This is a genomic window from Actinoplanes hulinensis, assembly GCF_019429605.1.
GTDB classification, from domain to species: Bacteria; Actinomycetota; Actinomycetes; order Mycobacteriales; family Micromonosporaceae; genus Actinoplanes; species Actinoplanes campanulatus.
The window spans coordinates 39,371-52,496 of sequence record NZ_JAHXZI010000006.1; the positions used below are offsets into that span (position 1 = coordinate 39,371).

At 71.2% G+C, this 13,126-nt stretch carries 12 protein-coding genes; 6 read left to right on the plus strand and 6 right to left on the minus strand.

The genetic code is table 11. From position 1 onward, the window contains the following. Positions 1–121 precede the first annotated feature (121 nt). Positions 122–2,557: a phosphoketolase family protein gene (locus tag KZ829_RS12670; protein ID WP_220144071.1), complete on the plus strand. Its 2,436-nt coding sequence runs from the start codon at positions 122–124 to the stop codon at positions 2,555–2,557. A 234-nt stretch (positions 2,558–2,791) separates the two neighbouring features. Continuing rightward, entirely contained in the window at positions 2,792–3,244 is a 453-nt protein-coding gene (locus KZ829_RS12675; RefSeq protein WP_220144072.1) for a peptidoglycan-binding domain-containing protein, read from the plus strand. A gap of 6 nt (positions 3,245–3,250) precedes the next feature. Here KZ829_RS12675 and KZ829_RS12680 read toward each other — a convergent pair whose 3' ends face one another. From KZ829_RS12680 to KZ829_RS12705, 6 genes are all read right to left on the minus strand, one after another. Continuing rightward, positions 3,251–4,003, minus strand: coding sequence for an energy-coupling factor ABC transporter ATP-binding protein (locus tag KZ829_RS12680; protein ID WP_220144073.1), 753 nt, complete (start codon positions 4,001–4,003; stop codon positions 3,251–3,253). A 4-nt stretch (positions 4,004–4,007) separates the two neighbouring features. Continuing rightward, entirely contained in the window at positions 4,008–4,757 is a 750-nt protein-coding gene (cbiQ, locus tag KZ829_RS12685) for a cobalt ECF transporter T component CbiQ (RefSeq protein WP_183222077.1), read from the minus strand. Beyond that, on the minus strand, positions 4,754–5,095 hold the full coding sequence (locus KZ829_RS12690) for a PDGLE domain-containing protein (protein ID WP_220144074.1): 342 nt from the start codon (positions 5,093–5,095) through the stop codon (positions 4,754–4,756). Before KZ829_RS12690 ends, cbiQ begins: the two co-directional genes overlap by 4 nt. Further along, the gene (locus KZ829_RS12695; protein ID WP_220144075.1) at positions 5,092–5,787 is read right to left on the minus strand and encodes an energy-coupling factor ABC transporter permease; all 696 of its coding nucleotides are present in this window, start codon (positions 5,785–5,787) and stop codon (positions 5,092–5,094) included. Before KZ829_RS12695 ends, KZ829_RS12690 begins: the two co-directional genes overlap by 4 nt. 64 nt (positions 5,788–5,851) lie before the next feature. Next, entirely contained in the window at positions 5,852–6,823 is a 972-nt protein-coding gene (locus KZ829_RS12700; RefSeq protein ID WP_372453864.1) for an Acg family FMN-binding oxidoreductase, read from the minus strand. A gap of 57 nt (positions 6,824–6,880) precedes the next feature. Next, on the minus strand, positions 6,881–8,557 hold the full coding sequence (locus tag KZ829_RS12705) for a GAF domain-containing sensor histidine kinase (RefSeq protein ID WP_220144076.1): 1,677 nt from the start codon (positions 8,555–8,557) through the stop codon (positions 6,881–6,883). A gap of 85 nt (positions 8,558–8,642) precedes the next feature. Here KZ829_RS12705 and KZ829_RS12710 point away from each other — a divergent pair, with 85 nt between their 5' ends. The 4 genes from KZ829_RS12710 (at position 8,643) to KZ829_RS12725 (ending at position 13,063) form a co-directional block, all read left to right on the plus strand. After that, positions 8,643–9,290, plus strand: coding sequence for a response regulator (locus KZ829_RS12710; protein WP_183222082.1), 648 nt, complete (start codon positions 8,643–8,645; stop codon positions 9,288–9,290). 222 nt (positions 9,291–9,512) lie between these two features. Beyond that, entirely contained in the window at positions 9,513–10,913 is a 1,401-nt protein-coding gene (locus KZ829_RS12715; protein WP_220144077.1) for a flavin-dependent oxidoreductase, read from the plus strand. Next, positions 10,910–11,353: a MarR family transcriptional regulator gene (locus KZ829_RS12720; RefSeq protein WP_220144078.1), complete on the plus strand. Its 444-nt coding sequence runs from the start codon at positions 10,910–10,912 to the stop codon at positions 11,351–11,353. Before KZ829_RS12715 ends, KZ829_RS12720 begins: the two co-directional genes overlap by 4 nt. 27 nt (positions 11,354–11,380) lie before the next feature. Next, entirely contained in the window at positions 11,381–13,063 is a 1,683-nt protein-coding gene (locus KZ829_RS12725; protein ID WP_220144079.1) for a CocE/NonD family hydrolase, read from the plus strand. Positions 13,064–13,126: the final 63 nt, after the last annotated feature.

The following is a 13,126-nucleotide window of genomic DNA, read 5'->3' on the forward strand; positions in this document are numbered from 1 at the left end:
TACCTGCGGTCGGCGGGGGTAACGTCCCGATCGGGAGGGTCTTAAGGCCCGTGTCCGTTCTCCGGGCCGCCGATACGTTGATCGTGACCAGTCAGGAACTCGAAAAACTCTGTCGAGAGGAATGATCGTGACCGCCGTTTCGGATCACCGGGCCGCCACGTTCGACCAGCAGGAGCTCGTGCAAAAGCTCGCGGCTCCGAACGACGCCGAGATCGCCAGCTTGGACGCCTGGTGGCGGGCGAACAACTACCTGACAGTCGGGCAGATCTATCTCCAGGGCAACCCGCTGCTGCGGGAGAAGCTCACGTCGGAACACATCAAGCCCCGCCTGCTCGGGCACTGGGGGACCAGCCCCGGCCTGTCGCTCATCTACGCCCACGTCTCCCGGCTCATCAAGCAGACCGGGCAGCAGGCCATCTACCTGGCCGGGCCCGGCCACGGCGGCCCGGCCCTGGTGGCCGCGGGCTACCTGGAGGGCACCTACTCCGAGGTCTACCCGAAGGTCGGCCTCGACGAGGGCGGCATGCTGCAACTGTTCCGCCAGTTCTCCTCCCCCGGCGGCATCCCGAGCCACGTCTCGGTGACCACGCCGGGCTCCATCCACGAGGGCGGCGAGCTGGGCTACGTGCTGGTCCACGCGTTCGGCGCGGTGATGGACAACCCGGACCTGCTGGCCATCGCGGTGGTCGGCGACGGCGAGGCGGAGACCGGCCCGCTCGAGGGCTCCTGGAAGGGCGTCTCCTTCCTGAACCCGGCCCACGACGGCGCGGTCCTGCCGATCCTGCACCTCAACGGCGCGAAGATCGCCGGACCGACGGTGCTGGCCCGCAAGGACCCGGCCGAGGTGCGCAAGCTGTTCGAGGGCCACGGCTACGACGTCCTCGAGGTGGAGGGCGAGGACCTGCCCGGCATGCACCACCGGTTCGCGGCGGTCCTGGCCGAGGCATGGGGCAAGATCAGGAGCATCCAGACCGCGGCGCGCGGCGGTCAGTGGGACGGCACGCGGCCGAACTGGCCCCTCATCATCATGCGTACGCCCAAGGGCTGGACCGGTCCGGAGAAGATCGACGGCATCAAGGTGACCGGCACGTGGCGCTCGCACCAGGTTCCGCTCTCCGGCGTCAAGGGCAACGACGCCCACATGGCCGAACTGGAGAAGTGGCTGCGGTCGTACAAGCCGGAGGAGCTCTTCGACGCCACCGGCGCGCCGGTCGCCCAGATCATGGATCTGAACCCGCCCGGTGAACTGCGGATGAGCGCCACCCCGCACGCCAACGGCGGCCTGCTCACCAGAGACCTCGACATGCCGGACTTCCGGGACTACGCGATCGACGTGAAGGTGCCGGCCCAGGGCCGCGCCGAGTCGACCCGCAAGCTGGGTGAGCTGATGCGTGACATCTACACCCGCAACCCGGACCGGTTCCGGCTGTTCTGCCCGGACGAGACGAACAGCAACCGGCTGGGCGCGGTGTTCGAGGTGTCCGACCGCGGCTTCATGGAGTCGGTCAACGACGAGGACGTCAAGATCAGCAACACCGGCCGGGTCATGGAGGTGCTGTCCGAGCACAACTGCCACGGCTGGCTGGAGGGCTACAACCTCACCGGGCGGCACGGCATGTTCGCCACCTACGAGGCGTTCGCCATGGTCAGCGCGTCGCAGACGGTCCAGCACGGCAAGTGGCTCCAGGAGGCGGCGCACCTGCCGTGGCGGGCCAAGGTGCCCAGTCTGAACATCCTGCTCACCTCGACGGCGTGGCGCAACGACCACAACGGCTTCTCGCACCAGGGGCCCGGCCTGATCCAGGTGGTGCTCCAGCAGCGTGGCGACGTGGCCCGGGTGTACCTCCCGCCGGACGCGAACACCCTGCTCTCGGTGGCCGACCACTGCTTCCGCTCCCGGTCGTACGTGAACCTGATCGTCATCGACAAGCAGCCGCAGCTCCAGTGGCTGACCATGGACCAGGCGATCGAGCACTGCACCAGGGGCGCCGGGATCTGGGAGTGGGCCGGCAACGACGACGGCCAGCGCGACCCGGACATCGTCCTGGCCTGCGCCGGCGACGTGGTGACCATGGAGACCGTGGCGGCGGCGCAGATCCTCAGGGAGAAGCTGCCGCAGATGAAGGTCCGGGTGGTCAACGTGGTCAACCTGATGACGCTGCCGCGGCCCAAGGACCACCCGCACGGCATGGCCGAGACCATGTTCCGTGAGCTGTTCACCGACCACGTGGACGTGGTGTTCGCCTTCCACGGCTACCCGGGCGCCATCCACCAGCTGGTGCACGGCCGGCCGGACGCCGACCGGTTCCGGGTGCGCGGCTTCATCGAGGAGGGCACGACCACCACGCCGTTCGACATGACGGTCCGGAACAAGGCGTCGCGCTACCACCTGGTGATGGACGCGATCAACAACGCGAAGCGGCTCCCGGCCGGCGCCAGCGAGCTGAAGGCGTGGTGCGAGGCGAAGCTGGCCAAGCACGAGCAGTACGTGGTGGAGCACCTGGAGGACATGCCCGAGGTCCGGGACTGGTCGCTGGGCGACTGGGCGGAGCACTGATCTTGGTCGTGCGATATCCCACTGGGTATTGCACGTAGATGAGCGTTACGGCGCGCGAATCTCCACATTCGCGCGCCGTTCGCGTATCGGAGTTCGCGAATCGGTCAGCGGGCCGAAAAGATTTCCTCCGAAACTACGGCGGAGACCTGTCTCACCCTTTCAATCATCGGCGTGGGGAGCGAAAGTGAGGGAAGCACACACCCGTCGCTCGACGATGAGGAAGGGGACCCCCGTATGACCGCAACCCTGAACCCCTGGCCGACGACCCGGCAGGGATCCACTGACCACCCGGTGCAGACGCTGCAATACCTGCTGCTCGCCCATGGTCACACGGTCACCGTCGATGGCGTTTTCGGCTCCGAGACCGGCGACGCGGTGCGCGCCGTCCAGCGCGCCAAGAACCTGCCCGACGACGGCGTGGTCGACGCGGCCACCTGGCATGCACTGCTCGTCGCCGTGCGTCCCGGGATGCGCGGCAGCGCGGTCCGCGGCCTCCAGGAGGAGTTCGCCCTGAACGGCGCCGACGGCATCTACGGCCCCAAGACCGAAGCGGCGATCCGCGACCTCCAGGTCAGCATCCGCGACGGGGGCGTACCGGTCGAGGTGGACGGGGTGGTCGGCCCGCAGACCTGGCAGGCGCTGGTCAGCGGCCTGCGCGAGGCGGCCCCGCTGAGCAAGGCGGCCTGAGGAAACTCAGCGCCGGATCGTCGCGGGGTCGAACCCGAACGGGAGCTCCAGCCGGTGCGCGGCCATCAGGTCGCGGTCGGAGAGCAGCTCCCCGGTGGGTGCGTCCGCGACGATCCGGCCGCCGTCCAGGATCACCGCGCGCGGGCAGAGCTCCAGCGCGTAGGGCAGGTCGTGGGTGACCATCAGGATCGTCACCGGCAGCGACTCCAGGATCTCGGCCAGCTCCCGGCGGCTGGCCGGATCGAGGTTCGACGACGGCTCGTCGAGCACCAGGATCTCCGGCCGCATCGCCAGCACGGTCGCCACCGCGACCCGGCGGCGCTGCCCGAACGACAGGTGATGCGGGATCTGGTCGCGGTGCTCCAGCATCCCGACCGCCTCCAGCGCCTCGGTGACACGCTGGTCGAGTTCGTCTCCCCGTACCCCCAGGTTTGCCGGGCCGAAAGCCACGTCCTCCGCGACCGTCGGCATGAAGAGCTGGTCGTCAGGGTCCTGGAAGACGACGCCGACCCGGCGGCGGATCTCGGTGATCGCCTTGCGATCGCCGGGCGTGACCGGCAGCCCGGAGATCTCCACCCGGCCCGCGCCGCCGTGCAGGATGCCGTTGAGATGCAGCACCAGCGTGGTCTTGCCGGCGCCGTTCGGCCCGAGCAGCGCCACCCGCTCGCCCGGGGCCAGGGTCAGGTCGATCCCGCGCAGCGCCTCCCGCCCGTCGGGGTAGGCGAAGGTGAGGCCGGTGATCTGGAGCGCCGCGGTCATGACGTCATGCTAGGAGGGCCGTCACGGCGATCCCGGCGGAGGCCACCGGCAGTGCGGCGGACAGCACCCACTCAGCCGCCGGCGCCGGCGCGCCCACCGTGACCGGCATCCGGCCGGCGTAACCACGCGACAGCATGGCCAGGTAGACTCGCTCGCCGCGCTCGTAGGAGCGCAGGAACAGCGCCCCGATGCCGACCGCGAACGCCTTCACCTGCCAGAGGAACCGCGGATCGTAGCCGCGGGCCAGCCGGGCGATCCGCATCCGGCGGGCGTCGTCGGCCAGGACGTCCAGGTAGCGCACCATGAACGTCATGATCTGGGTGATCACGTCCGGGCAGCGCAGCCGGTCCAGCCCGATGATCAGGTCACGGGTGGTGGTGGTCGCGGCGAGCAGCAGCGACGCCAGCACACCGAGGGTGCCCTTGGCGACGATGTTCCATGCCCCGTAGAGACCCTCGACCGACAGCGACATGCCCAGCCACTCCACCCGCTCGCCGTGCCCGGCGAACGGCAGCACCACGGCGAGCAGCACGAACGGCAGCTCGATGGTGGCCCGCTTGAGCAGCCAGCCGGCCGGCACCCGGGCGAGCGCGGCGACGATCGCGATCAGGACGGCGTACCCGGCGAAGGCGGCGAACTCCTCGCGTGGCGTGACCACCACGATCACGGTGAAGAGCAGCACCGCCACGATCTTCACCTCGGGGGAGAGCCGGTGGATCGGGCTCTCCCGGTCGAGGTGCAGCGAGTTGTTCAAGAAGACGCCCTGTCCCGTCGCCGCAGCAGCCAGAACAGGCCGCCGCCGATCGCGAAGGTGATCAGCACACCGGCCACCCCGGACAGCCCGGTGGCCAGGAACTCGTTGTCGATGCCGGCGATCGCGTAGTCGGCCAGCGGGCTGTCACCGAGCTGGTGCTCGCCCTCCCGCTGGGCCATGCAGGCGCCGCCGGTGATCTCGTCGTCGGCGTTGAACGTGCAGCCCTCCCGGGCCGCGTGGTCCAGGCCGTCCGGGCTGCCGGAGGCGAAGTTGGACACCACTCCGGCCAGCAGCAGGGCCACCAGCAGACCGGCGATCAGGAACGCCTTCTTCCTCATGCGATCACCGCCTTGGCCAGGACCGGCCGGCGGAAGTGGCGCAGCGCGTAGACCAGGTCGGGGCGGACCCGGGCCACCGTGACGACGGTGACCGCGGCGATCAGGCCCTCACCGATGCCGATCAGGGTGTGCACCCCGGCCATGGTGGCGGCGATCGCGCCGATCGACAGCTCGGTGGTGCCGCCCAGCGCGTACTCCACGACGAAGCCCATCGACGCCAGCACCACGCCGGCGACCGAGGCGATCAGGGCGGTGGCGCCGAGCCCGGCCGGGTTCTTCGGGAGCACCCGCAGCAGGGCGGCGACCAGCACGTACGCCACCGCCGCCCCGATCAGGGCCATGTTCGTGATGTTCAGCCCGAGCGCGGTCAGCCCGCCGTCGGCGAACAGCAGGCACTGCACGATCAGCACGGTGGCGACGCAGAGGGCCCCCACGTACGGCCCGACGAGCATCACCGCGAGGGTGCCGCCCAGCAGGTGGCCGGAGACGCCGGGCAGGACCTGGAAGTTGAGCATCTGGACGGCGAAGATGAACGCGGCGACCAGGCCGGCCATCGGTGCGAGACGGTCGTCGAGGTCGAGCTTGGCACGCCACACGCAGAACGCGAGACCCACCGCCGCCACTATCAGGAAGATCGCGGAGACGGGACCGTCGACGATCCCGTTCGCGATGTGCATCGCCTGCGTGTCCATGGCGCCAGCATATGAGGACAACCTGGTTGTTGCATATCCTTGGCAACTGGCACAGTGATGATCTTCACCCGATCAGGACGTCGGCGACCTCCCGGCGTGGCGTCGGGTGGCCCTGGTGGCCGTACCCGATCCGGAGCGCGATCTGCGGGAACCCGGTGCGGCCCAGTGAACGCCGCAGTTGGTCACGGGCCGCCGGCACCTCGATCGGCTGGGAGATCAGCGAGCTCGCCAGCCCGGCGTCGGTCACCGTCAGCAGGATGTGCTGAAGCGCCTGGCCCGCCATCAGCTGGTCCAGCTTGCGGTCGCCGCCGGTTCCCAGGATGCCGACCAGCGGCTCCGGTTCGTAGTCCCGGCCCGGCGCGCGGCGCCGTCCGCCGAAGTTGCGCTGCGGCAGCAGGTCCTGCGCCTCGCCCGCGGCCGCGGCCGCGGCCACCGGGATGCCGTCGTACGCCGACTCGGTGTCCACCCAGGTGATCATCTCGGCCTGGTAGTGGGAGTCGCGCCGGAGCACCCGGTCGGCGCTGTGCGCGATCTCCGAGAACCCGGTCAGCGCCGTCATCCCGACCAGCAGGTCCAGCCAGGCGCCCTCGACCCGGGCCGCCTCGATCAGCCGGATCCGCACGTCGGCCGGCACCGGATCGGGCCAGAACGGGTCACGGTTGCTGTGCCGGCGGTCGATCGCGGCGTACAGATCCCGCTCTACGTAGGTGGGCGGCCGGCTCCGGCCGGGCGTGAGGCGGGCGATCACCTCAGGCCGCGCGCTGTCCGGAAGGAACATCACGTCGGCCGGGGTGCCACCCCAGGTCAGTGCCAGGCGGGCGTTGAAGGTTGCCGCGCCCAGAGCGAGCCGCATGGCCCAGCCTCCGCCGTCGGCCACGGACAACTGCCGTCCCGGGTCGGCCAGCACCTCGATGGCGCCGTCGTGCAGGCGGAACGCCCACGGCTGGCTGTTGTGCATGGAGGGGGCCTGGATGCCGGCCGCGGCGGCGCGCCGCAGGTCGGACTCGTCGTAGCGGGTCACAGCGTTCTCCTTCACTGTCCCCTCCCACGCTGCCCTTTGAGGGCATCGATGGTTAAGGGCCGAAGGTCCCGGTCAGCCGCCGATCGGGACCCGCCAGGTCAGTAGAGTTCCCGAACCGTCCGGGCGGGGGCCGATCTCGAACGAGCCACCCAGATCGCTGGCCCGCTCGCCCATGTTCAGCACACCGCCCCGTGCCAGGGCCGGCTCGATGCCGGCCCCGTCGTCCTCCACCATCAGTGTCAGCTCCCGATCGGCGGCGCGCACCGAAACCCGGACACTGCTCGCCTGCGCGTGCCGCGCCACGTTCGACAGGGCCTCCCGGAGCACGGCCATCAGCTCCGGCACGATGTCGTCCGGCACCGCGCTCTCCACCGGCCCGGACGTCTCCAGCGTGGGCCGGAACCCGAGCGTGTCCAGGGCCGCGTCGACGGTGTCCCGCAGCTCGGTACGCAGGGTCGCCCCGACCGGCGCCCGCAGCTCGAAGATCGATCGCCGGATGTCGCGGATCGTCGCGTCCAGGTCGTCGACGGCCGCGTTGATCCGCTTCACCACCTCCGGCTTCACCCCGGCCGGGGCGACCGCGCCCTGCAACTGCATGCCGGTCGCGAACAGCCGCTGGATCACCACGTCGTGCAGGTCCCGGGCGATCCGCTCCCGGTCCTCCAGGACCGCCAGCAACTCCCGCTCCTCCTGGGCGCGGGCCCGCTCCAGCGCCAGCGCCGCCTGCCCGGCGAACGACGACAGCAGGGCCGCGTCGTCGGTGCTGGCCGGGTTGCTGACGATCAGCACACCCTGCGGTGAGTCGGTGCCCGCCAGCGGGGCGAGCAGCGCCGGCCCGTCCGGCACCGGGCCCGGCCACTCGGCGGCGCCCCGCAGATCCTCCACCAGCCGGTACGTCGCCTCCGGGCCGAACGCCGGCAGCACCTTGCCGACCATCTGCGCGCACGACGGGTCGGTGCCCTCCACCACCTCGATGCGGTAGCGGTCGCTGTCGCCCTCGTACAGCAGCACCAGCACCAGTTCGGCGTCGGCCACCTCACGGGCCCGGCGGGCGATCAGCCGCAGCGCCTCGGTCCGCCGGACCGTGCCGAGCAGCACGCTGGTGATCTCGGCGGCCGCGGCCAGCCACCGCTGACGGCGCTGGGCCAGCTCGTACAGCCGGGCGTTGTCGATCGCCACACCGGCCGCGGCGGCCAGCGCCACCACGATCTCCTCGTCGTCATCGGTGAACTGGTCGCTGCCCCGCTTCTCGGCCAGGTACAGGTTGCCGAAGATCTGATCGCGGGTGCGGACCGGGACGCCCAGGAAGCTGTGCATCGGCGGGTGGTGGGGCGGGAACCCGTACGAATTGGGGTGTTTCGTGATGTCCGGCAGCCGCACCGGGTGCGGATCGGTGATCAGCAGACCGAGAACGCCGCGGCCGTGCGGCAGGTCGCCGATCTTCGCATGCGTCGCCGGGTCGATGCCGAACGTGACGAAGTCGGAGAGACTGCGCCGGTCCGGGCCGACCACACCGAGAGCTCCGTACCTCGCGTCGGCCAGCGCGCACGCCGCCTCCACGATCCGTTGCAACGTGCTGTTCAGATCCAGATCGGTGCCGATGCCGACGACCGCGTCGAGCAGCGCGCGCAGCCGCTCCCGGCTGGCCACGATCTCACCGACCCGGTCCAGCGTCTCCTGCAGCAACTCGTCCAGCCGGACCCGGGAGAGCGGGCTCAGCCCCAGCGACGGAGTAGATCCTTCAGCCACGCTCAAAGGCTATCCGCCACGGCAAAAGTACGGCGCGGGACCTAAGGCCCTTGGTCGCGGGCCGGGCGGGCGGTAGGAAGGAGACATGATCCGAGTCTTTCTCCTCGACGACCACGAGGTCGTCCGCCGCGGCCTCGTCGACCTGCTCCAGGCGGGCGGGGACATCGAGGTGGTCGGCGAGTCCGGGTCCGCCCAGGAGGCGGCCCGGCGCATCCCCGCCCTGCGTCCCGACGTCGCGGTGCTCGACGCCCGGCTGCCCGACGGCAACGGCATCGACGTCTGCCGTGACGTGCGTGCCGTCGACTCGTCGATCAAAGGCCTGATCCTCACCTCCTACGAGGACGACGAGGCCCTCTTCGCCGCGATCATGGCGGGCGCCTCCGGCTACGTGCTCAAGCAGATCCGCGGCACCGACCTGGTCGACGCGGTCCGCCGGGTCGCCGCCGGCCAGTCGCTGCTCGACCCGGCGGTCACCCAGCGGGTGCTGGAGCGCATCCGCAACGGCGTCGAGCAGCCGCGCGAGCTGGCGTCGCTCACCGACCAGGAGCGGCGCATCCTCGAGTTCGTCGCCGAGGGCCTGACCAACCGGGAGATCGCCGGCCGGATGTTCCTGGCCGAGAAGACGGTCAAGAACTACGTCTCCAGCCTGCTCGCGAAGCTGGGCCTGGAGCGGCGCACACAGGCCGCGGTCCTCGCCACCAAGCTGCTCGGCGAGCATCCCTCGCACCACTGACCTCGGGAATCCCTCACGGCCTGGACCTTCCGTCCAGGCCGTTTTCCATCCCTTCGTCCCCGCGCCGTGCGGCCTGGGCGGTCCTCGTCCGGGCCGTTGGCTTCGTTCTTGTACGGCAGAGCACGCGGCCGTCTGCCGGGTCCGGCCCGCGACGCGCCGCCGGGCGGTGCTGCCGGGCTGAACTGTTGACGGCCAACATTTTTGTCACAAAACTATCCGGCCATGGCGATCGTGATCATCGGAGCCGGCATCGGCGGCCTCACCACCGCGCTGAGCCTGCACGCGGCCGGATTCCCGGACATCGCGGTCTACGAGCGGGCCGAAAGGCTGCGGCCGCTCGGGGTGGGGATCAACCTGTTGCCGCACGCGGTGCGCGAGCTGACCGAGCTGGGCCTGGGGGAGCGGATCGAGAAGCTGGGTGCCGCCCCGGGGACGCTCGCCTACTACAACCGCTTCGGCCAGCCGATCTGGAGCGAGCCGCGCGGTCTCGCGGCCGGATACCGATGGCCACAGGTGTCGGTGCACCGGGGCCGGCTACAGATGGAGCTGCTGGCCGCGGTCGAGGAGCGTCTCGGCCCCGGAACCGTCCGCACCGGCCACCATTTGCTGACCGTCGAAGCCGTCGCCGCGGCCGGCGGGTCCGGTGGGGTGGCGCGGTTCGCGACCGCCGGGGGCGAGGTGGCGGTCGCGGCCGAGGTGATCGTCGGGGCCGATGGGATGCGGTCGGCGTTGCGGCGGCAGTGGTATCCCGATGAGGACGAGCCGGTCTGGAACGGGCTGACCCTGTGGCGCGGCACCGCCCGGATGCCCGGCTTCCTCGACGGCCGCACGATGATCATGGCCGGCGACGCCGAGCAGAAGTTAGTGGCATACCCGATCGGGTGCCCGGACGCCGACGGCAACGCCGAGATCAACTTCATCGCCGAGCGGCGGACCCACGGCCTCGCGGGCGAGAACGCAGACTGGAACCGGGCCGTCGACCCACGGCCGATCATCGACCTCTTCCAGGACTGGCGTTTTCCCTGGCTGGACGTGCCGGCGCTGTTGGCGGCGGCCGGCGAGATCCTGGAATACCCCATGGTGGACCGCGACCCGGTCGATCGCTGGGCGCACGGCCACGCCACGCTGCTCGGCGATGCCGCACACCCCATGTACCCGAACGGCTCCAACGGGGCGTCGCAGGCGATCCTCGATGCCCGTACCCTCGCGTTTCACCTGGCCACCAGCGCGACCGCGGCAGAAGGCCTGGCCGCCTACGAGTCCGCGCGCCGCCCGGCCACGACGGCGCTGGTGCTGAGCAACCGGCGGCAGGGCCCCGAGCAGGTGATGGTGCTGGCTCACGAACGGGCGCCGCGGGGATTCACGCACATCCACGACGTCCTCACGCCGGACGAACTCACCGAGATCGCCACTGGCTACAAGAAGGCGGCCGGCTTCCACCCGGACGCCCTCAACAACCGGCCCTCGCTCACCCCGCCCGGTGCGCTCCCGTCCGGTGCGGTCGACGACCGGCCCTCGCTCATCCCACCCCGCGTCCCCGGCTCCACGGCCGACGGCCTCGTGGGCGAGGCGTGCGGAGCGGGCGGGGAAGCGGGCGCGAGCCTGTACGGAGCGAGACCGTGAGTGAGTTCGACGCGGCGCGGCTCGCGGCGGTCATCTCGCCGTTGCGACGGACACTGCTGGCGGCCGCGCGGGCCGCGGAGCACCTGCCGGAGATCCCGGACGCGCAGATCGAGATCATCCGGGCGCTGCCGCGGGGCGCCGTCACCACCCCCGGTGAGCTGGCCGAGCGGCTCGGGCTGAGCCGCCCGGCGGTCAGCAACCTGCTCACCGCCATGGAGACCGCCGGGCTGGTGGAACGCCGCCCCCGGCCGGAGAACCGGCGGCAGGTGGAGGTCCTCGCCACCGCGAAGGCGCTCGACCTCTTCGACCGTTTCGACCTGGCCAGCGGCGATCTCGTCGGGCACGCGGCGGCCACCCTCACCGCCGCCGACCGGGCCGCGCTGGCCGCCGCCGTTCCCGCACTGGAACGGCTCCGCGACGCGCTCACCGAACAGCGATAACGCCTGTCCCCCCGTTAGGAGCCCCGCATGAGCACGCTCCGCCAGCGACTGTCCCGTTGGGTGCAGTCGCGGACCCTCAAAGGTCTCACCCCCGGCCCGTACGACATCGAGCTCCGCAAGGATCTGCGCGTCCCCATGGACGACGGTGTGGAACTGCTCGCCGACCTGATCACGCCGATCGGGGCGACCGGTCCACGGCTGCCGACGATCGTGATCCGCGGCCCGTACGGCCGTCGCGGCATGGTGGCGGGCCAGGCGCGGGCGCTGGCCAGGGAGGGGTTCCCGGTGCTGTTCCAGAGCTGCCGCGGCACGTGGGGCTCCGGTGGCGTCTTCACCCCGCAGATCGACGAGCAGCGAGACGGCATGGCCACCCACCGCTGGGTGCGGAAGCAGCCCTGGTGCACCGGCCGGGTCGTCACGTTCGGCCCGAGCTACATGGGGTTCACCCAGTGGGCGGTCGCCGGCCGGATGACGGCGGACGACCCGGAGAACGCGCCGGACGCCCTCTGCCTGCTCGTCACGATGCCCGACTTCGGGGCGATCACCTGGGACAACGCCGCATTCTCACTGCGCAACGCGCTGGGCTGGACGCAGATGATGAGCCGGATGATCAACCGGGAGATGTTGCCGCTGTTCCTCGGCATGCTGCGCCCGGACCGCAGGCTGCTGCGGGGCTTCGGCACGCTCCCGCTCAGCGGCGGCGACACCGTGGCCGCCGGGCGCGCGGTGCACTGGTACCAGGACTGGGTGGTCCACGAGCGGCTCACCGACGGCTACTGGACCCAGCAGTCGCACACCGCTTCGGTCGTGGACGTCACCGCCCCGATCTACATGATCACCGGCTGGTACGACATCTTCCTGCCCTGGCAACTGCGGAATCACGCCGCGCTCACCGAGGTCGGCCGCCCGCCGCTGCTCACCGTCGGGCCGTGGGGGCACTCGGCGCCGGGGATGGGCGCCGTCGCCATCCGGGAGACCGCGGCGTTCCTGCGGGACAGATTCGCCGGTGAGCCGGACGGCCGTACCGCCCCGGTTCGCGCCTTCCGTACCGGCGCCGACCGGTGGCACGACCTGCCGTCCTGGCCGCCGCCGGGAACCGCCGTCCAGGCCTGGCACCTGCACGAGGCGGGCCGCCTGCACCCGGACGCGCCGGACGGGGGAGTGTCCTTCTACGTCTACGACCCGGACGACCCCACCCCCGCGGTCGGCGGCCCGAGCCTGGAACCGAAGCAGGGCCCCGTCGACAACGCCGCCCACGAGGCCCGCGCCGACGTGCTGGTCTTCCGCGGCGACCCGCTCGGCGAACCGGTGACGATCGCCGGACCACCGGTGGCCCGGATCCGGTTCCGGTCGTCGCGGCCGAGCTTCGACGTGTTCGTACGGATCTGCGACGTGCACCCGGACGGCCGGTCGATGAGCGTCTGCGACGGCATCCGCCGGATCGGCGGCATCGCGGCCGCGGAGCCCGGCCCGGACGAGGACGGCTTCCGTGAGGTGACGGTGGATCTGTGGCCGGCGTTCCACACGTTCGCGGCCGGGCACCGGATCAGCGTCCAGGTCAGCTCGGGGGCGCATCCGCGCTACGCCCGCAACCCGGGCTCGGGCGAGCCCGCCGCGACGGCGGCCGAAACCCATCGCGCCACACAGGAGGTCTCGCACTCCGCGGCCCACCCGTCCCACATCGACCTGCCGATGTGGCCGTCATCATGACCGCGCCGGCGATGCGCCTGTCCCGAGTGGATCCGCCGGCGATGTGCCTGTCCCGAGTGGAGC